At 71.6% G+C, this 23,108-nt stretch carries 25 protein-coding genes; 4 read left to right on the top strand and 21 right to left on the bottom strand.

What is annotated here, in order from left to right; all coding sequences use genetic code 11:
* Window positions 1-129: 129 nt before the first annotated feature.
* The 8 genes from NYZ98_RS25830 to NYZ98_RS25795 all read right to left on the bottom strand — a co-directional run bounded on the left by NYZ98_RS25830 (window position 130) and on the right by NYZ98_RS25795 (window position 7,608).
* Window positions 130-1,311: an ABC transporter permease gene (locus NYZ98_RS25830; protein WP_262845838.1), complete on the bottom strand. Its 1,182-nt coding sequence runs from the start codon at window positions 1,309-1,311 to the stop codon at window positions 130-132.
* Between the two features lies 1 nt (window position 1,312).
* Window positions 1,313-2,011 carry an ABC transporter ATP-binding protein gene (locus NYZ98_RS25825; RefSeq protein ID WP_316249606.1) on the bottom strand — a complete coding sequence of 233 codons (699 nt, stop codon included), beginning with the start codon at window positions 2,009-2,011 and terminating at the stop codon, window positions 1,313-1,315.
* Window positions 2,008-3,060 (bottom strand): peptidoglycan-binding protein, encoded by a 1,053-nt coding sequence (locus tag NYZ98_RS25820; RefSeq protein ID WP_262845836.1) that lies wholly within the window; start codon window positions 3,058-3,060, stop codon window positions 2,008-2,010. The genes NYZ98_RS25825 and NYZ98_RS25820 overlap by 4 nt, the downstream gene beginning before the upstream one ends.
* Window positions 3,060-3,584 carry a hypothetical protein gene (locus NYZ98_RS25815; RefSeq protein ID WP_262845835.1) on the bottom strand — a complete coding sequence of 175 codons (525 nt, stop codon included), beginning with the start codon at window positions 3,582-3,584 and terminating at the stop codon, window positions 3,060-3,062. Before NYZ98_RS25815 ends, NYZ98_RS25820 begins: the two co-directional genes overlap by 1 nt.
* Before the next feature lie 93 nt (window positions 3,585-3,677).
* Window positions 3,678-4,880 carry a sensor histidine kinase gene (locus tag NYZ98_RS25810; RefSeq protein WP_262845834.1) on the bottom strand — a complete coding sequence of 401 codons (1,203 nt, stop codon included), beginning with the start codon at window positions 4,878-4,880 and terminating at the stop codon, window positions 3,678-3,680.
* Between the two features lie 16 nt (window positions 4,881-4,896).
* Window positions 4,897-5,550: a response regulator transcription factor gene (locus NYZ98_RS25805; RefSeq protein ID WP_262845832.1), complete on the bottom strand. Its 654-nt coding sequence runs from the start codon at window positions 5,548-5,550 to the stop codon at window positions 4,897-4,899.
* 122 nt (window positions 5,551-5,672) lie between these two features.
* Window positions 5,673-6,308 carry a LuxR C-terminal-related transcriptional regulator gene (locus NYZ98_RS25800; protein WP_262845830.1) on the bottom strand — a complete coding sequence of 212 codons (636 nt, stop codon included), beginning with the start codon at window positions 6,306-6,308 and terminating at the stop codon, window positions 5,673-5,675.
* A 61-nt stretch (window positions 6,309-6,369) separates the two neighbouring features.
* A complete protein-coding gene (locus tag NYZ98_RS25795) occupies window positions 6,370-7,608 on the bottom strand; it encodes a sensor histidine kinase (RefSeq protein WP_262845828.1) in 1,239 nt (412 codons plus the stop codon).
* Window positions 7,609-7,942: 334 nt separating this feature from the next.
* On the opposite strand from NYZ98_RS25795, the gene NYZ98_RS25790 reads away from it, so the two are divergent.
* Window positions 7,943-9,367, top strand: a complete 1,425-nt coding sequence (locus tag NYZ98_RS25790) for an alpha/beta hydrolase family protein (RefSeq protein ID WP_262845826.1) — start codon at window positions 7,943-7,945, stop codon at window positions 9,365-9,367.
* A gap of 40 nt (window positions 9,368-9,407) precedes the next feature.
* On the opposite strand, the gene NYZ98_RS25785 is transcribed toward NYZ98_RS25790, so the two are convergent.
* From NYZ98_RS25785 to NYZ98_RS25755, 7 genes are all read right to left on the bottom strand, one after another.
* Window positions 9,408-10,223 (bottom strand): NIPSNAP family protein, encoded by an 816-nt coding sequence (locus tag NYZ98_RS25785; protein ID WP_262845824.1) that lies wholly within the window; start codon window positions 10,221-10,223, stop codon window positions 9,408-9,410.
* A gap of 77 nt (window positions 10,224-10,300) precedes the next feature.
* The gene (locus NYZ98_RS25780) at window positions 10,301-10,732 is read right to left on the bottom strand and encodes an Rrf2 family transcriptional regulator (protein WP_262845822.1); all 432 of its coding nucleotides are present in this window, start codon (window positions 10,730-10,732) and stop codon (window positions 10,301-10,303) included.
* 90 nt (window positions 10,733-10,822) lie between these two features.
* Window positions 10,823-11,455: a response regulator gene (locus NYZ98_RS25775; protein WP_262845821.1), complete on the bottom strand. Its 633-nt coding sequence runs from the start codon at window positions 11,453-11,455 to the stop codon at window positions 10,823-10,825.
* Between the two features lie 3 nt (window positions 11,456-11,458).
* Complete coding sequence (locus NYZ98_RS25770) at window positions 11,459-12,793, bottom strand: sensor histidine kinase (RefSeq protein ID WP_262845820.1); 1,335 nt, start codon at window positions 12,791-12,793, stop codon at window positions 11,459-11,461.
* Complete coding sequence (locus tag NYZ98_RS25765; RefSeq protein ID WP_262845818.1) at window positions 12,787-13,509, bottom strand: ABC transporter permease; 723 nt, start codon at window positions 13,507-13,509, stop codon at window positions 12,787-12,789. The genes NYZ98_RS25770 and NYZ98_RS25765 overlap by 7 nt, the downstream gene beginning before the upstream one ends.
* Window positions 13,506-14,222: an ABC transporter ATP-binding protein gene (locus NYZ98_RS25760; protein WP_262845816.1), complete on the bottom strand. Its 717-nt coding sequence runs from the start codon at window positions 14,220-14,222 to the stop codon at window positions 13,506-13,508. The genes NYZ98_RS25765 and NYZ98_RS25760 overlap by 4 nt, the downstream gene beginning before the upstream one ends.
* A gap of 139 nt (window positions 14,223-14,361) precedes the next feature.
* Window positions 14,362-14,676 carry a hypothetical protein gene (locus NYZ98_RS25755; RefSeq protein WP_262845814.1) on the bottom strand — a complete coding sequence of 105 codons (315 nt, stop codon included), beginning with the start codon at window positions 14,674-14,676 and terminating at the stop codon, window positions 14,362-14,364.
* A 164-nt stretch (window positions 14,677-14,840) separates the two neighbouring features.
* Between NYZ98_RS25755 and NYZ98_RS25750 the strand changes: the two genes are divergently transcribed.
* The gene (locus NYZ98_RS25750) at window positions 14,841-15,092 is read left to right on the top strand and encodes a hypothetical protein (protein ID WP_262845813.1); all 252 of its coding nucleotides are present in this window, start codon (window positions 14,841-14,843) and stop codon (window positions 15,090-15,092) included.
* A 55-nt stretch (window positions 15,093-15,147) separates the two neighbouring features.
* On the opposite strand, the gene NYZ98_RS25745 is transcribed toward NYZ98_RS25750, so the two are convergent.
* From NYZ98_RS25745 to NYZ98_RS25735, 3 genes are all read right to left on the bottom strand, one after another.
* Window positions 15,148-16,428 (bottom strand): WXG100-like domain-containing protein, encoded by a 1,281-nt coding sequence (locus NYZ98_RS25745; RefSeq protein ID WP_456115256.1) that lies wholly within the window; start codon window positions 16,426-16,428, stop codon window positions 15,148-15,150.
* A 69-nt stretch (window positions 16,429-16,497) separates the two neighbouring features.
* The gene (locus NYZ98_RS25740; protein ID WP_262845811.1) at window positions 16,498-17,982 is read right to left on the bottom strand and encodes an MFS transporter; all 1,485 of its coding nucleotides are present in this window, start codon (window positions 17,980-17,982) and stop codon (window positions 16,498-16,500) included.
* Between the two features lie 73 nt (window positions 17,983-18,055).
* On the bottom strand, window positions 18,056-18,544 hold the full coding sequence (locus tag NYZ98_RS25735) for a MarR family winged helix-turn-helix transcriptional regulator (RefSeq protein ID WP_262845810.1): 489 nt from the start codon (window positions 18,542-18,544) through the stop codon (window positions 18,056-18,058).
* A gap of 147 nt (window positions 18,545-18,691) precedes the next feature.
* On the opposite strand from NYZ98_RS25735, the gene NYZ98_RS25730 reads away from it, so the two are divergent.
* On the top strand, window positions 18,692-19,324 hold the full coding sequence (locus NYZ98_RS25730) for a class I SAM-dependent DNA methyltransferase (protein ID WP_262845809.1): 633 nt from the start codon (window positions 18,692-18,694) through the stop codon (window positions 19,322-19,324).
* A 15-nt stretch (window positions 19,325-19,339) separates the two neighbouring features.
* On the opposite strand, the gene NYZ98_RS25725 is transcribed toward NYZ98_RS25730, so the two are convergent.
* Window positions 19,340-19,966, bottom strand: coding sequence for a GntR family transcriptional regulator (locus tag NYZ98_RS25725; RefSeq protein ID WP_262845808.1), 627 nt, complete (start codon window positions 19,964-19,966; stop codon window positions 19,340-19,342).
* Window positions 19,967-20,114: 148 nt separating this feature from the next.
* On the opposite strand from NYZ98_RS25725, the gene NYZ98_RS25720 reads away from it, so the two are divergent.
* Window positions 20,115-21,638 (top strand): aldehyde dehydrogenase, encoded by a 1,524-nt coding sequence (locus NYZ98_RS25720; RefSeq protein WP_262845807.1) that lies wholly within the window; start codon window positions 20,115-20,117, stop codon window positions 21,636-21,638.
* Window positions 21,639-21,695: 57 nt separating this feature from the next.
* Here NYZ98_RS25720 and modA read toward each other — a convergent pair whose 3' ends face one another.
* Together modA and NYZ98_RS25710 are read right to left on the bottom strand one after the other, a co-directional pair.
* Window positions 21,696-22,505, bottom strand: coding sequence for a molybdate ABC transporter substrate-binding protein (modA, locus tag NYZ98_RS25715; RefSeq protein ID WP_262845805.1), 810 nt, complete (start codon window positions 22,503-22,505; stop codon window positions 21,696-21,698).
* A 10-nt stretch (window positions 22,506-22,515) separates the two neighbouring features.
* Window positions 22,516-22,926, bottom strand: a complete 411-nt coding sequence (locus tag NYZ98_RS25710; RefSeq protein WP_262845803.1) for a helix-turn-helix transcriptional regulator — start codon at window positions 22,924-22,926, stop codon at window positions 22,516-22,518.
* Window positions 22,927-23,108 lie beyond the last annotated feature (182 nt).

Here is a 23,108-nt window from a genome sequence, read left to right as displayed (position 1 = left end):
GCCGACGATCATCCCATATCGTGGTGCCCAGGCTACGGTACGCGGATCTTGGAGATCCCGGTCCGCCCAGGTCCCCACGCGAGACCCACTGTTCACGAGCCGGAAGGCGCCTCCCCGGAGCGGTGTTCGTCAGGTTGTCGCCAGGGCCTCCGTGGGGGACAGGCGGGCGGCGCGGATCGCCGGGTACAGGCCCGCGAGGGCGCCGATCAGCACCGTCGCGCCGACGGCGCTCGCGAGGACCCACAGCGGGACGACCGTGGGCCATTTCTGTGTCGTGGCATACATTCCGGTCACCAGGTAGCCGAGCAGCGCGCCGAACGCGCCGCCGAGCAGTGAAAGCAGCAGCGATTCCATGACGAACTGCGTACGGACCTGGCCTTTCGTGGCGCCCTGCGATCTGCGCAGGCCGATCTCCGAGCGCCTTTCCAGCACCGAGATCACCATCGTGTTGGCGACGCCGATGCCGCCCACGAGCAACGCGACCGCGCCCAACCCGAGGAGCAGCGCGTCGAAGGTCGCGTTGGTGGCCCGGCGCGCGGCCAGCGCGTCGGACGGCTTCGAGACCTGCACCGAGCCCGGCGCCGACGGGTTGGCCGTGGGCGCGAGCACCGCGCGCACCGCCTCCACCTGCGACTCCACCGACCGCGTGTAGACGGTCGTCGGATGCCCGTCGAAGCCCAGGTACGTCGTGGCCGCCGGCCACCCCATGAGCACCGCCGAGTCGAGCTCCGGCGCGAGCAGCACCTTCCGCAGCACGCCGACCACGACCCACCATCGGCCGCCGATGTAGACGGCGGGCACGTTCCCGAGCCGCTCGGCCGCCGTCGTGCCGAGCACCACCGCCGGGTACCTGTCGGTGGCCGCGTTGAGCCAGGCGCCGTGTTCGAGCGTGCCGCCGACCGTTTCGAGCAGGTCGAGCTTGGCGGCGAGCACGGACAGGCCGCCGGACTGCGCCGCCGGGATCCGGTCGTTGCGATAGGCGTAGGTGGCGCTGAGCGTGCCGGTCGCGGTGACCGACCGTACCGGGCCGATCCACTTGATCATGGCGATCGACTCGTCGGGCAGCGTGGCCTGCTTGCCGAACATCGTCGTGCCGGGTGACACGGTCAGCATGTTGGTGCCGAGTTTGGCGAGTTCCTGGTCGAGGTCGGCGCGGCTGGAGGCGGAGATGCCGACCACGGCGGTCATCGCCGCGATGCCGATCGCGATGCCCAGCGCCGACAGCACGGCGCGCAGCGGGCGCGAGCGCAGGCCGTATCCGCCGAGCCGGGCCAGATCCGACAGGCGCAGGCGGGCGGGACGCAGCGACATCTCAGACCACCTGCCCGTCGCGCATCGGCACCTGCCGGGGCAGGGCGGAGGCGATCTCGCGGTCGTGCGTGATGACCAGGATCGTCGTGCCCGCCTCGTTCAGCTCGCGCAGCAGTCCCATCACCCCGGCTCCGGAGACCGAGTCGAGGTTCCCGGTCGGCTCGTCCGCGAGCAGCAGCGGCGGGTCGCCCGCGACCGCGCGGGCGATGGCCACCCGCTGGCGTTCGCCGCCGGAGAGCTGGTAGGGGCGGTGGGTGAGCCGCTCGCCCAGACCGACCCGCACCAGCGCGGCCTCGGCGCGCCGCTCGCGTTCCCGCCTGACGAGGCCGGTGTAGAGCAGGCCGTCGGCGACGTTGCCCAGCGCGTCCCGCCCCGGCGCGAGGTGGAACTGCTGGAAGACGAAGCCGATGCGCCGGGCGCGCAGCGCGGAGAGCCGCCGGTCGGACAGCGACGCCACGTCGTGCCCGTCGATCCGGACGGTGCCCTGCGACGGCCGGTCGAGCGTGCCGACCAGGTTCAGCATCGTGGACTTGCCCGAGCCCGACGGCCCGACGATCGCCAGCAGTTCGCCGTAGCCGACGACCAGGTCGACCGAGCGCAGCGCGGTGACGCCGCCGGGGTAGGTCTTGGTGACGCCCGCGAGCTCGATCACCGGGTGGCCAGCGAGAGGAGCCGTCATGATGGTTTTGAGGGGGTTCATGACGGCATCGCCACCTTCAGGCCGGCCCGCAGCCCGGTCCCGGTGATCTCCACCTTGCCGTCGGCGAACAGCCCGCTCTTCACCGCCACGATCCGCGTCGTGCTCCCTTCTACGACCCGCACCCCGTACCCGCCCTCGGCGAGCGCGAGCAGCGCGGCCACCGGGACGGCCAGCACGTCCGGCCGACTGCCGGCGGTGAAGGCGACGGAGACGGCGGCCGCGCCCATGCTCCTTACCGCCGAGGTGAAGCGGATCGTCACCTGGATCCGGGTGCTGTCCGCTTCGCCGTTCTCGCCCTGGCTCACGACCGTGGCCACTTTGATGATCTTGCCTCGGACGACCTTCTTGCCGGGAAGGGTGACCCGCACCCTGGCGCCCTTCCTGGCGAGCCGCCCCGAGCTCGTGTCCAGCGTGACCGTGGCCAGCGGTGTGGTGCCGGTGATCTTCTCCACGGTGGTGCCGGGCCCGATCACGGTCCCCACCTGCGTGCTCAGCGAGTCCACCCGCACCGCGCCGGCGGCGTAGACGATCTGGCCGGGACCCACCGTGCCGGCCTTGGTGAGACCGAGGTCGTCCTGCCAGTCCTCGACCGCGGAGGCGGTCGCCCAGTTGTAGGTCCTGTCGACGGTGAAGCCTCGGTAGCCGAGCGCCCGGAGGTTCCGCTCGAACTGCTTGACGTCGGCGCCCTTCACGCCCGCCGAGAGCGTGCGAAAGGCGGGGAGCGCGCCGTAGAGCAGGGTGACCGGCCTGTTGTCGAGGTGGAAGATCGCCTTGCCGCGGGTGACCGTCGCGCCCTCCGCGGGCAGCCCGGTCACGGTGCCGGTACCGCGCGACGAGATCGACGTGGTGTCGCCGTGGCCGAGCGTGCCGTCGTGGTCCTCCCGGTCGACCAGCGTCAGCTTGGTGATCTCGGCGGTGGCCGCCGGCGCGCTACTGGCGGAGCTGGGGATGGCCTCCGACATCGGCAGGTTGAAGACCGTGATCGCGGCGGCCACGGCACCGGCCGCGAGCACGCCGGCGATCACACCCGCGGCGCGTCGCGCATCCATCAAGAGTTTTCCTTGTTACGCGGCGCCGGCAGGTACTTGTCGCATTCCTGGCGCGCCTTCTGAAAGGCCGGGTCGTCGGGCTCGAAACCGGCGGCACCGGAGTCGATCTTGATGGAGCCGTTCGCGTCGGGGTCGGGGTATTTCGCGAATCCGTGGTCCCGTACGCACTGCGACACCTTCCGCAGCTTGTCGAGATCCTCCGCGCTGATCGGCCGGCCCTGCCGGCTTTCCCAGGGGGAGTACGCCTTGCACGCCTCCTCCGCCTTATCGATTTTGCCCTGGTCGGCGCCTTCGGGGGCGTGCACTCCCAGATTGCCCTGGGCGTTCGGGTCGGGGAACCACGTGAGGCCCTGATCGCGCATGCACTGCGAGAATTTCAGCGTCGAGACCTGGTCGTTTCCCGCCGTCGCGGCGGCTTTGGGCGCGCCGGACGTGGCGGTCGCCACCGTCGGGTCATTTTGACGGGCGCAACCCGCCGTTCCCGCGACAAGCAGCAAAGTGACCGAGGCGAGAGTTCGTCGCATTGTCGTCTTCTTCGCCCGAGGCTTTTTCGTATTCGTGGACATGCGTCATGTTCTACGCTTCGACCGGTCACACGACGGGCACAGAAATCGCCCTCAGGCGCTTTCCCGAGCCGGGAAGAGCACCCTGATCGCGAGGCCGCCCGCCGGCCGGGCCCGCACGGTCAGGTCCGCCGCGTGGGCGACGGCGATCGACTGGACGATGGACAGCCCGAGGCCGTGGTGACCGTCGTCGGCCGTCCGGTCGAGCCGCTGGAACGGGTCGAGAAGCCGAAGAACCATCTCCGGCGGGACGCGCGGCCCCGTGTTGGTCACCGACAGGAAGGGTCGCCCGCCCTCCGTGCCCGTCGCCACCTCCACCCGCCCGTCCGGGACGTTGTGGCTCATCGCGTTGTCGACCAGGTTGGCCACCAGCCGCTCGACGAGGGCCGGGTCGCCGGTGACCCGGGCGGGCCGGACCTCCGCCGCGACGGCCAGGCCCTGCCGTCGCGCCTGCGGGCCGGCGGCCCGCAGCACGTCGCCGGTCAACCCCGACAGATCAACGCTCTCCAGGCGGTCCAGGCCGCGTTCGCTGGTCGCCAGGACGAGCAGCGATTCGAGGAGCCTGGCCTGTTGCTCGCTGACGGCCATCAACTGCTCGAACTGCCCCCGGAAGGAGTCCGCCGTCGCGTCCGGGTCGATGACGGCCTCCTCCAGCAGCGCGTGCTCCAGCGTCAGCGGTGTACGCAACTCGTGCGCGGCGTTGGCGACGAACCGCTTGTGCGAGTCGAGCGCCGCCTCCAACCGGCCGAGCAGCCCGTCGACGGTGTCCGCGAGATTCTTGAGCTCGTCGCGCGGCCCGGTGACGGCCAGCCGCTCGTCCACGTTCCGCGCCGAGATGCGCTGGATGCTGTCCGTCATCGTCCGCAGCGGCCGCAGCACCCGCCCGGCCACCAGCCAGCCGAGCACGGCCGCGAGCACCGACATGATGGCGAGCGCCACGCCCGACTGCACGAGCAGCTGATGCATGATCTCCGCCTGCTGCCGGCGGGCCTGCCCCTGGACCGCCTCGGCGACGCGCCGATCCGCCTCGGACAGCGGGGCTCCCCTCGGCAGGACCTCCCCCAGGTAGACGCTGACGCTCCGCCCGCCGGAGGGCGTCGTGCTGGTCGTGGACATCGCGATGTTCGACCCGCTGTGCGCGACCAGGAGATAGGTGATGGCCAGCAGTACGGCGCCGGAGATCAGGAAGAGCGCGCCGTACAGGAGGGTGAGCCGCAGCCGGACCCGCATACCGGAGATCGTGGACTTCAGGCCCATGAGGATCCCGTCCCGTTCAGATTCGATAGCCGGCCCGGGGAACGGTCTCGATGACGGGCGGCTCACCGAGCTTCGACCTGAGGCGGTTCATGGTCGCCTTCACCGTCGTCGTGAACGGGTCGGTGGCCTCGTCCCACACCCGTTCGAGGAGTTCCTCTGCGGAGACGACCCGGCCCCCCGCGGTGAGCAGGTATTCGAGGACGGCCATTTCCTTGGGATTGAGCGCCAGCCGTGTCCCGGCCCGGGTGGCGACCCGCCGCGCCGGGTCGAGCGCGAGGTCACCGCGCACCAGCACGGGCGGCACGGCGGGCTGGGAACGCCGGCCGAGCGCCCGTACGCGGGCCACCAGTTCGGGATAGGCGAACGGCTTCGGCAGGTAGTCGTCGGCGCCGATGGTGAGGCCGCGCACCCGGTCGGCGATGGTGGCGGCAGCGGTCAGCATGAGCACCCGGGTGCGCATCGGCTCCCGCGTCAGCCGGTGGCACACCTCGTCGCCGGAGACCCCCGGCAGATCACGGTCGAGGACCACCACGTCGTAGTCGACCTCGGCGGCGCGTTCGAGGGCCGCCGTCCCGTCATACGCCACGTCGACCGCCATGCCCTCGCGCCGCAGGACCCGCGCCACCGAATCGGCGAGCCGCGCCTGATCCTCGACCACCAGGACCCTCATCCGCCTCCCCCGACCACCCTTCACCTTCGAACCGGACGCCAGCGTACGGGTGACCCGGTCACATGGTGGTCACAGCCTTCTGGTCCACGCCGTGGAGGCGTGAAGGGCACGTGTCGCGAGGTCTACTGGTCGAGGTAGGCCAGGACGGCGAGGACGCGGCGGTGGTCGTTGCCGGACGGGGGGAGGCCGAGTTTGGCGAAGAGGGTGTTGATGTGGTTGCTGACGGACTTCTCGGTGATGACCATCTGAGCGGCGATCGCGGCGTTGGAGCGGCCCTCGGCCATCAGGCGGAGCACGTCCCGCTCGCGCGGGGTCAGGACGGCCAGGGTGTCGCGCTGGTGGAGAAGCTGCGCGACGACCTCCGGGTCCATGACCGTGGCGCCGGCGGCGATCTGGCGGATCGTGTCGACGAACCGGCGTACGTCGCCGACGCGGTCCTTGAGCAGGTATCCGACCGCGCCCGTACGGTCGGAGAGCAGTTCGCGGGCGTAGAGCCGCTCGACGTACTGGGAAAGGATCAGGACCGGCAGGCCGGGGACCTCGGCGCGGGCGGCGATTGCGGCGCGCAGTCCCTCGTCGGTGAAGGTGGGAGGCAGGCGCACGTCGATCACGGCGACGTCCGGCCGGAGTGAGACGAGCGTCTCGGTCAGCCAAGACCCCTCGTCGACGGCGGCCACCACGTCGAAGCCGTACGCGGTCAGCATCCGGCTCAGCCCGTCGCGCAGCAGGAGCTGGTCTTCGGCGATCAGAACGCGCATCGGGGTTCCGTGTCCGGGGTTCAACGGGCATGCCCGATCGTGCGGAGCGTGTCCAGGGCGGTCAGGGCGCGCATGGCAGGTCCATGCGCAGTACGGTGGGGCCGTCCGGGGGGCTGGTGATCTGGAGGGTTCCGTCGAAGGCGGACAGGCGACGCTGGATGCCGCGCAAGCCGGTGCCGAGTGACGGGTCGGCGCCGCCTCGGCCGTCGTCGCTGACGGTGATGCGCAGTACGTCGCCCGCGTCGGTGACCGCCACCTGGATGTGCCGGGCGCCGCTGTACCGGACCGCGTTGGCCAGCGACTCGGCGATGACGAAGTACGCCGCCGACTCCACCGGGGCGGCGAGGCGCCGGTCGAGGCGGAGATCCAGTTCGACGGGGCCGCAGGACAGGGCGAGGGCCCGCACCGCACCGGCCAGGCCCCGGTCGGCCAGCACCGGCGGATGGATGCCGCGCACGAGGTCGCGCAGCTCCGTCAGTGCCACGCCGACACCGGCCTTCGCCTCGGCCAGCAGCGCCTTGGCGCCGGCCGGATCGGTGTCGATGACGTCCTCGGCGATGCCGAGGTTCATGGTCGCCGCGACAAGGCGTACCTGGGCGCCATCGTGCAGATCACGTTCCACGCGGCGCAACTCCACCGCGGAGGCGTCGACGGCGGCGGCCCTGCTGGCGGTCAGCCGATCGACTCGCGCGGCCAGCCGGGCGGTGCTCGTGGGGCGCAGCAGCGCACGCGACAGCAGGGCCTGGGCGGCGATGAGATGCCGGGGCAGGCGGTAAGCCGGCAGGATCAGACCCGCGCCGACCGGGACCAGCAGCCAGGTCAGCGGGCCGGACCGGCCGGTGATCTCCAGCACCACGGGATCGAAGCTCGTGGCGGCCGGCAGCAGCGCCCGCAGCAACGGCGCCGACACGCATTGCACGACCGCGAGCCACAGCCCGAGGCCCACCGTCACGCTGAGCGTGCCCAGGACGAACTGGCACGGCAACCACGCGAGGTCCCGCCAGGTGGCCGGGTCGCCGAGCAGGACCCGGATCCTCGGCAGAACGCCCGCGGGCAACGGCGCGTACGGGGAGGTCACCGGTCCGCCCAGCACCGTGGCGGCCCGGCGGCGCTGCAGGTCGGCCAGCTTGCGGGTCACCCAGACGGTCGCCGCGAAGATCAGGACGCCGAGACCCGCGGCCAGGCTCGCCGGCACCGAGATCAGCGTCAGCACCAGCAAGGGCGGTGCGCCGAAACCGATGGCCGCGCCGGCCAGCAGCCATCCTTGCTCGCGCGCCATGCGCACGATCGTCGATCGCATGATGACGATCCTCCCAGTCTCCGACGGACCTCTCCGGCCGACGCGACCAACGCTAGGCGCGGGCCTGCCGGTGATCGACGGCGCGGAGACCCCGACCGATCCAGGTGCCTGCACCCCCATGACCTCAGGTGCGGTGGCCATGGTCCGTTTTCCATGATCCAGCGAGGCTGTGTGTCGCGGACGGCACGTCACCGGACGCGTCCACCGAGCTGTAGAGGGACGGATCGTCATGCGGCACACAGGGGTTCATGCGCGGGCGACGGGGCGAATCAGCGGATCCACCGCAAGCGCCCCATTCCGGGGTAGACGGTCACCGCGCGTCTTGGCAGCCCTGATGGTACTCGCCTCATCGGCGTTCGCCCTGGCGGCCACCCCCGCGTACGCCGGGCCGGCCACTCCCGCGTACGCCGGGCCGGCCGCCCTGAGCGCGCCCGCCGGGCTGGCCGCCGCCGAGGTGTCCTTCACCGCCAAGGACGGCGTGGTGCTGCACGGCACCGTCATCGCACCCGCGCCCGCGCCGGGGTCCGGGACGCGGCGTCGGGCGGCGCTGGTGATGATGGAGGGCGCGGGGAACCGTGGCCGGGGAAACCTGCTCCCCGAGGCCGAGGCGTTCGCCCGGCGCGGCATCGTGACGCTCATCTACGACAAGCGGACCGTGGGCTACTCCCTGGTACACCGCGACTATTCGGTACTGGCCGACGACGCGCTCGCCGGCCTGCGGCTGCTGCGCTCCCGCGCCGACGTCGACCCGGGGCGGCTCGGGCTGTGGGCGCTGTCCGAGGGCGCGTTCGCCGCACCGCTGGCCGCGAGCCGCTCGGCCGACGTGAAGTTCCTGATCACCGTGGGCGCGGTCGGCATCGCCCCGGCGGCCCAGACGGCATGGCAGTACGGCGAGTACCTGAGGCACGCCGGAGTGTCCGGGTCGCTGCCGCACACGTTGCAGTCGACCGCGATCCGGATGACGATGAGCGCGGGCATCTTCCCGGAGGCGAACTTCGACCCGGCGCCCGCCTGGGAACGCGTACGCCAGCCGGTGCTCGCCCAGTGGGGGGCGCTCGACCGCCAGGCCATTCCCCAGGAAAGCGGCAGGATCATCCGGCAGGCGCTGGAACGCGGCGGCAACACCCGGCACACGATCCGGATCGTGCCAGGACTCCGGCACAATCTGCAGCTCACCGCCGATGGTGGCTTCGACCGGATCGTCAGCCTGCCGCCGGACTACGGTGCCTACGAGGCGTCCTGGATCGAGCGCTCGGCATCCGCACGGCCCGGGACGAGCGCGGGCCCGGCTCCGGCCGATGACCTGCCCGTGCCCACGTTCACGCCGCCTGCCTGGTACGAGTCGCCCTGGTGGGAGCTCGTCGCGTTTCTGGTGTTCCTCGTGGGTTTCGCCGGTTATCCGGTGACGGCTGTCGTACGCCGCGTCCGTGGCCGCCGGAGCGCACCGCCGGCCCGGCGTCCCGCACGCTGGCTGGCCGCCCTCGGCCTGGCGACCACGCTGGGCGGGCTCGCGTACGTCCTCTTCATGCTGGCCACCGCGGCGAACGTGATCGGACCCGTGGTGGCCGGCCACCCCATCCCCTGGCTCGTCCTGCGGCTGCTCGCCGTCGCCACCGTCGTGACCACCGCCGCGTGCGCGCTGTCGTGGCGGCGTCACCGCCGCGACATGACACGGGGGGACAAGGCCCGGGTCGGCCTGCTCATCGGCGCCGGCCTGGTCTTCCTGCCCTGGGCGGTCTACTGGGGACTCCTCGTCTGAACGGAAGGCCCAGGACCCGGCCGGCCGGGCCCGTCGGCGGTCAGCGCAGCAGGGATCTCGCGGTGGGGGACAGGCGCAGCCGTTGGGGGGTTCTGGCCAGCATTCCCGACAAGGCGGGCTGGACCGTGGCGCGCCAATCCGGCGAGTGCTCCAGGCGGTCCAGGTGCTCGGCGAGGTGCCGTTCATCAGGGAACCGGGCGAACCACACGAAGACCTCCTCACCCGTCCGTACCGGCAGGGCCGGGAAGGTGTTGGGCGCGTGTTCCGACCACAGGCAGGCCAGCGGAACGGCGCCCGCCTCCGTTACGGCGGGGCGGATCCGCCGCTCGAAGAACTGCGCGAACGTCGCGTCGAAGGGGCCGTCGCCGTAGTAGATCGTCGCGAGAACGACCGGCTCGGGCGCGGCGGTCCCATGCGGCCGTGCGGCGGTCTCACGCGGTCGCGCGGCGGTCTCATGCGGCCGTGCGACCGTCTCGCCGGCGCCGGCGGCGGCGGTGGCGGGCGGGCGGGGGGTGGTGGGGGCCGGGAAACCGGTCCGTGGCGTGACGGGACGCAGCAGCAGGACGTCGTCCGAGTCGATCATCGTGGCGTTGGCCTGGTCGCGGTGTGCCTTCCAGACCGGCCCGCCGTAGAAGCGGCCGAGCGCTTCGGCGCGCCGCGGCATGTCGTCGAATCCCCGCAGCCAGACGAACCGGTCCGGGTCGTCCAGGTCACGGAACTGGCCCAGGACCGTCATGCCCGCCGCCTCCAGCGGGTCGGCGAACTCCCGGTCGAAAAGGTCGATCAGCACGTCGCGCCGACCGGGGTGCAGCGTGTACTGCCGCAGCTCGACGACCGGGCATCGTACGTCGGACACGAGGAACTCCTTCAATAGTTGGAACAACTCTTGTTACAACAACGGGCGCACGGAAAGCCGCCGGGCCAAAGGGATGCCTAGTTCACCAGCAGGGTCTCGCTGAGCACGTCGGCCACCGACGTGCGCCCCAGCTCCGTGCGCAGGGCCAGCTCGGCCCTGCCGTACACATCGCCCAGCGCGGGCCTGATCCCCTTGCCGACCGGGCATTCGAGGTTGGGCTCGGTGTGGTGCATGCCGAACAGCGGCTCCCTCTCGACGGCGTCGTACACGTCGAGCAGCACGATCTCCTCCGGCGCGCGGGCCAGGCTCCACCCCGCCCCCGCGCCGTGGCGTACGGTCACCAGGCCCGCCCGGCGCAGGTCCCCGAGACTGCGCCGGATTATCACCGGATTGGTGTTGACGCTGGCGGCGACCTGGTCAGAGGTCAGCAGCTCGGTTCCGCGCCGGTGCGCGAGGGCCAGCCACGTCAGAATGTGCACGGCGATCGTGAGCCGGCTGTTCGCTGCCATCATCACCCTTTCTGCTGTAACAGCCTCTATTACAGCAAGGGAGGTGTCAACCGGCGGCCTCTCGGGGAGCATGCGGGCGTCGCGCTCTTGTCAGGTGGCCGGCTTGAGCAGGCCGGTCTCGTAGGCCGCCGCGACCGCCGCCGCGCGGTCGTTCACCTCGAGTTTGGCGAAGATGTGCAGCAGGTGCGTCTTCACCGTCGCCTCGGTGATGAACAGTTTCGCGGCGACCTCACGGTTGGTCGCGCCACGGGCGATCAGTGCGAGCACCTCCAGCTCGCGGCGGCTCGGCTTCTGGTGTTCCGGCGTCCGCGTTTTGTGCGTCAGCACGCCGGCCACGGAGGGGGACAGCACCGTCTCACCACGGGCCGCTGCCTGTACGGCGCGACGCAGGTCGGCGCGCGGGGTGTCCTTGAGCAGGTAGCCGGTGGCGCCCTGCTGGATCGCGGGCAGGACGTCGGCGTCGTTGTCGAAGGTGGTCAGGACCAGCACGTGGACGCCGGGCGTCTGCTCGCGCAGCCGGCGGATGACCTCCGCCCCGCTCATCTTCGGCATCCGCAGGTCCATGAGCACGATATCGGGCTTGGTCCGCAGGGCGACGACGAGCGCTTCCGGTCCGTCGGCCGCCTCGCCGACGACCTCGAAGGCGTCGTCGTCGGCGAAGATCCCGCGTAACCCATCACGCACGACCGGATGGTCGTCCACGATGATCATACGAATCGGCATGTCTCACAACGCGTTTCTGGAGCGGCCGGCCGCTTCCGAGTCCAAGACCGGTTCCGAAGACGAGGCCGCGTCCGGAGACGAGGCCGCGTCCGGAGAGGAGACCGGTTCCGGAGACGAGACCGGTTCCGGAGACAACGCGGCCGGGATGGCCGGAATGGTGGCGGAGATGCCCGTTCCCTGGCCGGGGGCCGACTCGATCGTGAAGTCACCGGCCAGCCGGATGACTCGCTGGCGCATCGCGATGAGCCCGAAGCCGCCCCCGTCCGGGGAGCCCGCCGCCTCCTGCGCGAAGCCGGAGCCGTCGTCGCGTACGTCCAGCGCCACGACGTCCTCCATGTACGACAGGGTGAGCCCGGCCCTGGTGGCCTCGGCGTGCTTGCCGACGTTGGCCAGCGCCTCCTGCGCCACCCGCAGCAACGTGATCTCCACCTCGGTGTGCAACGGCCGGGGGTCGCCGGTGACGGACACCGAGGCGGGCACGCCGGTGGCCCGCGACCATTTCGCGGCGATGTCGTGGAGCGCGGTGGCGAGCTGGGCGTCGTCCAGCGGCGCCGGACGCAACGCCTGGACCGATCGCCTGGCCTCGTTCAGGCTTTCCTTGGCCAGGACGCGTACCGTGCTCAGGCGCGAGCGGGCGGCGGGCACGTCACCGATCACGTCGTCGGCGGCTTCGAGCTGGGTGAGGATGGCGATCAGTCCCTGCGCGACGGTGTCGTGGATCTCCCTGGCCATCCGCTGCCGCTCCCCGAGCACGCCGGCCTCGCGGGCGCTGGTCAGCAGCCGGGCCTGGAGGTCGGCGTTCTCCTCCGCGAGCGCGGCCAGCTTGGCCCCTGTCTCCCGTAACTGCGCGATCATCACCTTGCGGTTGTGGTTCTGGTCGCGGACGGTCTGGGTGGCCAGGCCGACCGCGGAGGCGACCAGCACCGCGACGAGGAAGGAGTAGACCATCTCGCCCGGTGTCCGCCCGGACGAAGGGCGGGCGGCGATCAGCAGGCCGGCGGTCGCGGCCACCCCGCCGTACGCCCACCAACCGGGGATCAGCGTGAAGGACTGGACGAACATCGCCAGGGCCGTCACCGTGAACAGCGTGTCGATCCTGATCAGGGCCCCGATGACGGTGAGCATCACCAGGAAGTAGACGACCACCGCCATCGGCCGCTCGATCCAGCGGGGGTGGGACGTGACCATGAACCAGTGCCACGCCCCGGCGAGCGACGCCAGGGCCAGCACGTCCAGCCTCCAGTCCCGCGCCAGGGCGAAGACCGCAGGAAGCAGGATGAACAGGTACGGCAGGACCGGCCACGCGCGATCCCACCGGGAGACGTCGGGGGTCACCATCGGAACGCCCTGACGGCGACGCCACCGGCGGCGATGAATATCGCGAACATGACAACCAGGGCGACCGGGGACATCGCGGTCCCGGCCCAGCCGTCGCGGACCGCCTCGACCGCGGGGGCCATGGGGGTGAGGTCGCCGATGGCGCGCATCGACCCGGACAGGGTCTCGCGGGGGATCACGACGCCGGAGATGAAGACCATCGGGAAGAAGAGGCCCAGCCCGATCACGGTCGCGCCGCGGCCGCTGGGGACGAGCGCGCCGACGAGGAGGCCGATGGCGCTGAGGCTCAGTGCGCTGAGCGTCCACGCCAGGATGACGCCCGCCGTGTTCGCCGGTGCGGTCAGCCCGTAGGCGGCCAGGCCGATGACGATCAGCAGCGCCGTCCCGAGCGCGGCCAGCAGCATGTGGGCGGCCCACTGCGCGCCGAAGAGCGTGGCGGCCGAGGCGGGAGTGGCGCGCAGCCGCTTCAGCACCCGCCGTTCCCTGTACTGGGCCAGCGTCGCCGGGAGGACGACCAGGGCGGCCAGGCCGATGACGAATACGCTCAGCATCGGCACCGTGGCGTCGATGGCCGGCAGCCCGCCCGGCAGGGGTTTGCCGCTGCGCATCTTCACCCACAGCATGATCGCCGGGAAGGCGAGGGCGAAGAACGCCGACATCGGGTCACGCATGATGAGCTTCAGTTCGACCGCGATGACGTTCGTGATGCCTTTCATTCCGTTCCACCTCCGGTCAGCGCGAAGTAGGCGTCCTCCAGCGAGGCGGACTTTCCCGCCGCTGTCAGTTCGCGGGGGCTGCCCTCGGCGATGACACGGCCCTCGCCGACGATCGCGATGCGGTCGCACAGCGCCTCGGCCTCGTCCATGAAGTGGGTGACCAGGACCACGGAGATCCCGCGATCGCGCATGTCGCGGATCAGGCCCCACGTCATCCGGCGGGCGGAGGGGTCGAGGCCCGTGGTGAGCTCGTCGAGGAAGACGACTTCGGGGTCGCCGACCAGGGCCAGCGCGATGAACAGCCGCTGCTTCCAGCCGCCGGACAGCCCGGCGAAGCCGGCGCGTTCCTTGTCCGCCAGCCCCCACTCGTCCATGAGTTTCCGCCAGTCGGCGGGCCTGTCGTAGAAGGAGGCGTACATCCGTAACGCCTCGCCGACCTTGATCGCGTCGGGCAGGGCCGCCTCCTGCAGCTGGACACCTATGCGCTGCAGCAGCGCGCGGCGGTCGTTCCACGGGTCCAGGCCCAGCACCCGCAGGGTGCCGCCGTCCCGCCGCCGCAACCCCGAGGCGCACTCCACGATCGTGGTCTTCCCCGCCCCGTTGGGCCCGGCGATTCCGAAGATCTCGCCTTTCGCCACGGTCAGGGAGATGCCGTCCACCGCCTTGCGGTTCTTGTAGCTCTTGCTCAGGCCGTCGATCTCGATGACTTTCATGTTCTGAGAATCGCCGCTGGGCACCGCCACCGAATCCACCGAACGGTTGATGGGGCACGCCGGGCCGGCGCCCGCCCTGGGCCGATGGGTACGCCGGGCCAGCGCGCGCCCTGGGCCGAGGTCGACCGCGCGGCGTCCGTCAGATCGACGTTTCCAGGTCCTCGGCGGCGGTGGCGACGGCGTGCTCGGTGGTGGTCAGGCGATCGGCCATGGTCTGGATCCCCGCGCCGGTCGCGCCGAGGTTGGTCTGGAGGTGGCGGCACGCCTGCCCGAGCATCTCGTTGACGTGGTCCATCGCCATGCCGATGACGCCGACCCCCCACGGCGACCGCCCGTCGCCGGAGATGGCGGTGAGCAGCGCCTCGGTATGCTGCCCGAACAGGTCGGCGGAGTCGCGCATGCTCCCCGCGGCGCCGGCCATCGACACGTGATCGGCGTTCAGCTCCTGCCCCAACGGTCCTCCGCCCCTCGGCCGGTCACCCTGACCCGGTGCCACAGGGTATCGCCCGCCGTGCCGGGAACGCGTGGGTACGACGGTCGGAGCGCGTTCGGGATCAGGTGTGTTCCGGGGGCGGCGGACGTGATGGCGGTAGGCTCGTGGCGTCCGGGAGGGGGCTCATGGTACGGGATCCGAGCATCTGTGACGCGTGCGCTCGCCTGCGGCGGCGGCGCGACCCCGAAGCGGAGACCTCGGCCGACATGTGGACGCCGCACTGCGACGCCTTCCCCGGCCGCGTACCCGACGAGATCTACTTCGGTGGTTTCGACCACCGGACCCCCTACCCCGGTGACCAGGGCGTCCGGTTCCTGCTCAAGGAGCACGGCGAGACGGCGCTACGGCTCTACGAGAAGCGGATCGGCGCCTCCTGAGCCGGCTTCCGGGCCCGGCGGAGCGCGTCGCCGGGCGCGGACCTCGTGCCCGGTCTCATCGGAAGATCCGCTCCAGGCTTTCCCCGATCGCGGCGGCGAGCGGCCGGGGCGAGCTCGACGACATGTACTCGGCGAACGCCTCGGCGATCATCTCGTGGGGTTCGGTGGCCGCGTAGGCGCCCAGTTCGTCGCTGACCCTGGCGGCGGTCGCGGGGTGGAACATGCCGCTCTGCACGTCGACCCTGCGGCCGACCACGTCACGGAACGCCTGGTTCAGCTCGCGTTCCGCGCTGGCCGGCAGGTTGGCCAGGAGGTGGTGGCCGAACTCGTGGTAGACGAGCGCCTGCGGCGACTGCCAGCCGTTCGCCAGCCAGCCCGAGTCCACGTTCGCCGTGAACCTGGCCCTGACGAGGTCGGGGTCGCCCAGCCGGCGGGCGTCGATGTAGATGCCCCGGCCGTCGCCGGCCAGCACCGAGTACGCGCCGAGCCCTTCGACGGAGTCGAACCTGTTCCTCGGGTCGCGCACGCCGACCTCCTTCAGCGTGGCCGTCACCCGGGGGAACCGTTCGGCGAGCCGGTCGAGCGCGGTGGTGAACTCGCGGGCGATGCCGGGGTGCAGAGGGCTGGAGGTGAGGTCGAGCCTCGGGGCGAACGGCCCGAGCCGGTCGATCAGCGCCCGCTGCCCGTTCGCCTCGGCCTCGGTGAGCAGCCGGAGCTCGTCGGGGGTGAACCGCCGGGCGCCGGGGACGCCGTCGCCGACCATGGCGTTGTGCACGGGCCCTCGGGCGCCGAGGATGCGCCGCAGCCGCGTCTCGACGCCGCGGACCAGGCTCCTGCCGAAGAACCGTTCGAGTTCGCGGCGGAAGACGGCCACCGAACGCTGGGCGGCGCCGCGCAGGCCGGCGATCAGCGTCCGCGCCTGGACGGCGCCCATCCCGGCGGTGAAGGCGGCCGAGGCCGCGGCCCAGAGCAGGACGGCGGTGACGTAGACGGCCGCGCCGATGAGGAAGGCCTTGAGCGCCTGGACGAGGTCGGCGGCGAGGTCGTGGGCATCGGCGAGGCCGTGCAGGGTGGTCGCGAGGCTGGGGAGGTGGGCGGTCTCGTCGCCGTCCTGGTAGTAGCCGGCCCAGAGGGTGCCGAGCGCGTCGACGCCGTCGCCGCTGTTGCCGGCCACCGCGTATTGGACGGCGCCGTGCGCCAGGGGGATGGTGTGGCCGGTGAGCGTCGTGGCGCAGGCGCGGTACGCGGCCGCGCACTCGCGCAGCCCGTCCTCGTCCTCGGTGGGCCAGGGCACGCCCAGCATGCCGAAAGCGGTCTCCAGGGCGGGAGGGAGCATCACCGCCACCGGGACCTCCGCGTACCCTCCCCAGCCATGCCGTCAGGGTATCCGGCCGCCGGGGGGCGATCAGGCGTTCTGGACGGACACCTCGGCGGGCGGGGCGTCCTCGGAGGCGACATCGGGGGTGGGCCGGCGCAGCACGATCGCCGCGACGGCGAACGCGGCCACGAGCAGACCGGCGGCCGTTCCGAAGGCCAGGCGGTAGCCGCCGGTCAGCGCGGACGCCTGGTCCACGCCCGAGGCGAGCAGCGTGCCGGTGCGCGAGGCGGCGAGCGTGGACAGCACCGCGACGCCGACGGCCATGCCGATCTGCTGGGTGGTGCTGAACAGCCCGGACGCGAGGCCCGCGTCGTCGGCCCTGGCGCCGGACATGCCGAGCGCGGTCAGCGCGGGGAGCACCAGCCCGCCGCCCGCGATGAGCAGCATCACCGGGAGCAGGTCGGTGACGTAGTGCGCGTCCACCGGGACGCGGGTGAGCCAGCCCATCGCGCCGAGCAGGAGCGCGAGTCCCGCGAGCAGGACGGCGCGCGCGCCGAACCGGGTGCTGAGCCGGGCGGAGACGAACAGGGAGACGCCGCCGATGGTCACCGCGGCGGGGAGCATGGCGAGGCCGGTGTCCAGCGCGCCGTAGCCGAGGACCTTCTGCATGTAGAGCGCGACGAGGATCTGGAAGGCGAACATGGCCGAGAGCGCGAGCATCTGGACCACGTTGGCGCCGGAGACGTTGCGCGAGCGCAGGATCCGCAGCGGCATCAGCGGAGTCCTTGCGGTGGCCTGGCGGACGAAGAACGCGGCCAGCAGCGCGAGCGAGATGGCGCCGAGGCCGAGGGTGTGCGCGGCGAGCCAGCCGTACTCCTCGATCTTCACCACGGTGTAGATGCCCAGCATCAGCCCGCCGGTGACCAGGACGGCGCCGATGACGTCCGCCCCCCGGGCGAGCCCGTCCCCGCGCCCGCCGGGGAGTGCCCGGATCGCCAGCGCGATCGTGGCCAGCCCGATCGGCACGTTGATGAAGAAGATCCAGTGCCAGCTCAGCGCGTCGGTGAGCACCCCGCCGAGCACCTGGCCGATCGAGGCTCCGGCGGCGCCGGTGAAGCTGAAGATCCCGATCGCCTTCGCGCGTTCCCCTGGCTCGGTGAACAGGGTGACCAGGATGCCCAGCACGACCGAGGAGGCCATGGCGCTGCCGACGCCCTGCGCGAAGCGGGCGGCGATCACCATGCCGGGCCCGGTGGAGGCCCCGGCCAGCAGCGACGCGGCGGTGAAGACCGCGTTCCCCGCCAGGAACATGGTCTTGCGTCCGATGAGGTCGCCGAGCCGGCCGGCCAGCAGGAGCAGCCCGCCGAAGGCGATCAGGTAGGCGTTGACCATCCAGCTCAGCCCGGTGGGCGAGAAGCCCAGGTCGGTCTGGATCGCCGGCATCGCGACGGTCACGATGCTGCCGTCCAGGATCGTCATCAGCATCGCGGCGGACAGGACGCCGAGCGCCAGCCAGCGCGATCGGGATGCCGTGCCGGCGTCCGGTCCAAGAGGGGTCGTGGTGGGTGACATGGGTCGTCTCCTGTTCATAGGGAACAGTAGCGACCGTAGCAGATGGTTTTGTTGTAGACGATCCCCTGTGGATCTATTTGCTGCGCTGCCGGGCGCGCCGCACGGCCTGCGGCGCCTCCGCGGGGGTGGCCAGATAGCCGGTGACCAGGCGGTTCAGGGCCCGCACCAGCACCTCGCGCTCGTCTCCCGCCAGCGCGTCCAGGACCGCCCGGTGCCCGCCGTCGACGATCTGCTGGCTCCGGCGCGCGATCTCCGCGCCCTTGTCGGTGACCGCGATGATCCGGGCCCGGCGGTCCGTGCTGGACGGGCGGCGCTCCGCGAGCCCCGCCTTCTCCAGGGCGTCGACCGTGACCACCATCGTGGTCTTGTCCATGTCGCCGAGCTCGGCGAGCTGGATCTGGGTGCGCTCCTCCTCCAGGGCGTGGACCAGCACGCAGTGCATGCGCGCGGTCAGGCCGATCTCGGCCAGCTCCGCCGCCATCCGGGTTCTCAGGACGTGGCCGGCGTGGTCCAGGAGGAACGACAGGTCGGGCTCGGTGCGAGCGGGCGCCATGGCGGTCATCCCTCTAGCCTAACAACTGGTTTTGTGGTGGATTATCCGAAGAAATCCCATATGACGGCCCGTACGGGACGCCTGGGCGGCGAACGGAGGTCCATAAGCGAGGACGTGTGTGGTGATACAGGGCATTTGTCCGGGTATGGGCGGATTGTGAGTGAAGGGCGGCCAGAGGAGGGAACGCTCGGGGCGGAGTACGTCGAGCGGATGTACGCGGCCTCGCCCGGCCCGTGGGGGTTCACCTCCCGGTGGTACGAGGAGCGGAAGCACGCCGTCGGCGCCGCGATGCTGCCGCGCCGGCGTTACCACGACGCCTTCGAGGTCGGCTGCTCCATCGGGGTGTTCACCGTCGTGCTCGCCTCCCGCTGCGACCGCCTGCTGGCCTGTGACGCGTCCCCGGTCGCGGTCGCTGCGGCCACCGAGCGCACCGCCCGCTACCACCCGCACACGCGGGTGGAACAGCGCTCGATGCCCGGCGGCTGGCCGGTGCGCGACCGGGGGTTCGACCTCATCGTGCTGTCCGAGGTGCTGTACCACTTCGGCGGCGCGGACCTGGACCGGATGCTCGACCTCGCGATCGGCGCCCTGACCCCCGGCGGCACCCTGCTGGCCGTCCACTGGAGGCGTCCCGCCGCCGGCTGCCCGAGGGGCGGCGAGGAGGTGCACGACGCCCTCGCCGGCCGTGCGGGGCTGTCCCGCCTCGTCGACCACCGCGAACCGGACTTCATCGCCGAGGTCTACCTTCGCGACCCCCCGGCCGCGCAGGTGGCCGAGGGGTTCGTCTGATCGGGCCGCCGCCGGTCACCGGCCGAGCATGTACCCCAGCAGGTGCTCGTGGGACCGCACGATGTGCAGGCGGGTCAGTTCGGCGGCCCCGGCGGCGTCGTGGTCCCGGACGGCGGCGAGGATCGCGGCGTGCTCTGCCCGCAGGTTCTCGGTGTCGCCCACCACGCCGACCTGGAGGAACAGGTAGCGGTCGGTCAGCCGTCTGAGCTGCTCGGTGAGTTCGATCATGCGGGTCCGGTCGGCGCACCTGTAGACCAGCGCGTGGAACCTGGCGTTCGCGGCGAGCCACTCGGTCGCCGGGATGTCGGCCAGCATCTCCTGGTGCAGCGCCGTCATCATGGCGATCTCGGCCCGGCCGACGTTCGGCACGGCGAGGCGGGTCAGGACCGGCTCGATGATCTCGCGGAGTTCGTACAGCTCCTGCAGCTCGTCGATCGACAGGCCCCGGACGACGGCGGTGAAGGCGCCCAGGTCGATCAGGCCTTCAGCGGCCAGGGTCTGAAGCGCGTCGCGCACCGGGATGCGGCTGACCCCGTACTCGGCGGCCACCCGCGACTGCGACAGGGGGTGGCCGGGCTTGAGCTCGCCGGTCAGCATGCGCCGGCGCAGCGAGCCGGTGATCCTCGCCGCCGCTGACTCCACCGCCGGCCCCTCTCTCCTCGCCCGGCCCGCGCGCCGCGGGCGTCCTCGGTGGGCATGGCCCCCATTGAATCGTATGAAACCAGACATATCATGACATAAGGTGGGTCGTATACAGGATGCGAAGACGGTATACGGGGGCGCTGCAGCGATGATCGTCAGGGGTGAGCAGAACGTGTTCCAGGGGACGGCGACCGGCCTGCGCGTCGGCGGCCGCGTGGTGGACGGCCACGCCGCGCCCATCGACCTGGTGAACCCGGCCACGGGGGAGATCTTCACCCAGGTGGCCGGTGCGGGCGAGCAGGACGTCGACCGGGCGGTCCGGGTCGCCGACGAGGCGTTCCGCCTCCCCGGGTGGCGTGACCTGACCCCGCACGACCGGGCCCGCCTGGTCAACCGTTTCGCGGACGGCATCGAGGCCAGGATGGACGATCTGTTCCACCTGGAGACGACGAACAACGGCCGCCCCATCGCCGAGACCAAGGCGCAGATCGCCCGGCTTCCCGAGTGGTACCGCTACAACGCCTCCCTCCTGCTGGCCGACCGTGGCGCGGTGGTGCCGATGGGCGATGGCTACCACGCCTACACCAGCAGGTTCCCGCTCGGCGTGGTCGGGATCCTGTCGTCCTTCAACCACCCGCTGATGATCGCGTCCAAGAGCCTGGCCCCGGCGCTGGCCACCGGGAACACCGTGGTGCTCAAGCCGTCGGAACGCACGCCGCTCACCACGCTGCTGCTCGCCGACATCGCCGCGCGCGCCGGCGTCCCGGACGGGGTGCTGAACGTGATCCCGGGCCTCGGGCCCGAGGCGGGCTCAGCGCTGGCCGGGCACCCTTTGGTGAAGAAGGTCGTGTTCACCGGCGGCACCGAGCCGGGCCGGGCGATCGCCATGGCCGCCGCGGAGCGCTTCGCCAAGGCGACCCTGGAGCTCGGCGGGAAGGCGCCCGTCATCGTGTTCGACGACGTCCCGGTGGAGGCCGCCGCCCAGGGCGCGGCCTTCGCCGCCTTCGCCGGGGCGGGGCAGACGTGCGTCGCCGGCAGCCGGCTGCTCGTCCAGCGTGCCGTGTACGACGACGTCATCGAGGCGCTGGTGAAGATCGCCCGCTCGATCCGCATCGGCGACCCGTCCCTGGCGGGCACCCAGCTCGGCCCGGTGATCTCGGCCGCCGCCCGGGAGCGCGTCCTCGGGTACGTGCGGCTCGGGCTGGACGAGGGCGCGAGGCTGGTGACCGGCGGGCGGGAGGCCCGCGTCCCGGGGCTGCCGGGCGGGTACTTCGTCGAGCCCACCGTCCTCGCCGACGTGCGCAACGACATGCGGGTGGCCCGCGAGGAGATCTTCGGGCCTGTGGTAGTGGTCATCCCCTTCGACGACGAGGAGGAGGCCGTGTCGGTGGCGAACGACTCGCCGTACGGGCTGGGGTCGGCGGTCTGGACGCGTGACGTGGCCCGGGCCCACCGGGTGGCCGAGCGGCTCGAAGTGGGCATGACGTGGGTCAACGACCACCACCGGCTCGACCCGGCCTCGCCGTGGGGCGGGGTGGGCGAGAGCGGCGCCGGCCGCGAGGGCGGCTGGGAGTCGTTCCACGAATTCACCCAGATCCGTGTCGTCACGGTACGCACCGCCGCGGACGACGCCGGGTGGTTCGACGGGAGGGGCGGCGGCCGGCTCAACTAGCCGCGCCGCCGTACCCCCTCCCATCGCCGCCCCTGGGAATGAAGGGCGGGATGAGGGTCAGGCGCCCTCGAAGCCCGCCTTGGTGAAGACGTCCTTGCCCTGGGGGGACAGGACGAGGTCGACGAACTGCTTGGCCAGGTCGGCCGCGGGGGCCTTGGTCAGGGCGGCGACGGGGTAGTCGTTGATCGCCTTGTCGGCCTCGGGGAACGCGATCCCCTTGACCTTGTCCCCAGCGGCCAGCACGTCCGTGGTGTAGACGAGGGCGGCGTCGACCTCACCGAGCTCGACCTTGGTGAGGGTGGCCTTGACGTCCTGCTCGTAGGAGACGGGCGTGACCTTCAGCCCGGCCGCGTCCAGTGCCTTGATCGCGGCGGCGCCGCACGGGACCTGCTCGGCGCACAGGGCGACCTTGACCTTGGAGTCGGCCAGGTCCTTCAGGTCGTCCACCTTGGCCGGGTTGTCGGCCGGGACGGCGATCTGCAGCTTGTTGCGGACGAAGGTGGTGGGCGCGGACGCGAGGGAGGCGTCGGTGACGGTCTTCATCGTGGCCGGGCTGGCGGCGGCGAAGACGTCGGCCGGCGCGCCCTGGGTGATCTGCTGGGCCAGGGTGGCGCTGGAGCCGAAGTTGAACTTCACCGAGGTCCCGGGGTGGGCGGCCTCGAAGGTCTTGCCCAGCTCGGTGAAGGTCTCGGTCAGCGAGGCGGCGGCGAACACCGTCAGCGTCGTGGCCCCACCGGCGGCGGAGGAGGAAGCGGAAGAGGAGGCCGAGGGGGTGGCCGGGTCGCTGGAGCCGCAACCGGCGAGGCCGGCGGTCAGCACCAGGGCGAGGGGCAGGGCGGCGGCCCACCGGGAAACACGCCTGAACAACAAGGGCTCCTTACTGACTCGCTAAGCGAGCGTGGTCGGGGATCTCCACGACGACGTTGGTGGACTTGATCACAGCGACCGCCACCACCCCCACCGCGAGGCCGAGTTCGTCCACGGCCTGGCGGCTCATCAGCGAGACGACCCGGTACGGGCCGGCGGCGATCTCCACCTGGGCCATCACCGCGTCCTTGATCACCTCGGTCACGATGCCGCGGAAGCGGTTACGCGCCGAGGAGTATCCCGAGCCGTCCTCGGCCTCGATCTGGGCGCGCGCGAACGCGGCCAGATCGGTGCCGTCGACCAGCCGGTGGCCGTGCTCGTCGCGGCGGGCCGTCAGCCGTCCGGCGTCGACCCACCGCCGGACGGTGTCGGGGCTGACCCCGAGCAGCACCGCCGCCTCGCTGATCCGAAACGTCGTCACGAACAATCACCCTACCTTCGCATATTCGGACCTTGATATCTCCCTGCCATGGCAATCGCATCGTTACCAAGGGATTTCTCATCGCACTTGCGATACGAGCGCCCGGACGGCCCCTCCGGAGACCGGCCGCACCTGCCCCGCCCCGGGTTCCCGATCGCCGTCGTGATCCCGAGGTCGTTCGA

This window comes from Sphaerisporangium corydalis, assembly GCF_025506355.1.
Classification (GTDB): Bacteria; Actinomycetota; Actinomycetes; order Streptosporangiales; family Streptosporangiaceae; genus Sphaerisporangium; species Sphaerisporangium corydalis.
Note: the sequence above shows the minus strand (reverse complement) of the source record. Positions and strands in the feature narration are given on the sequence as shown.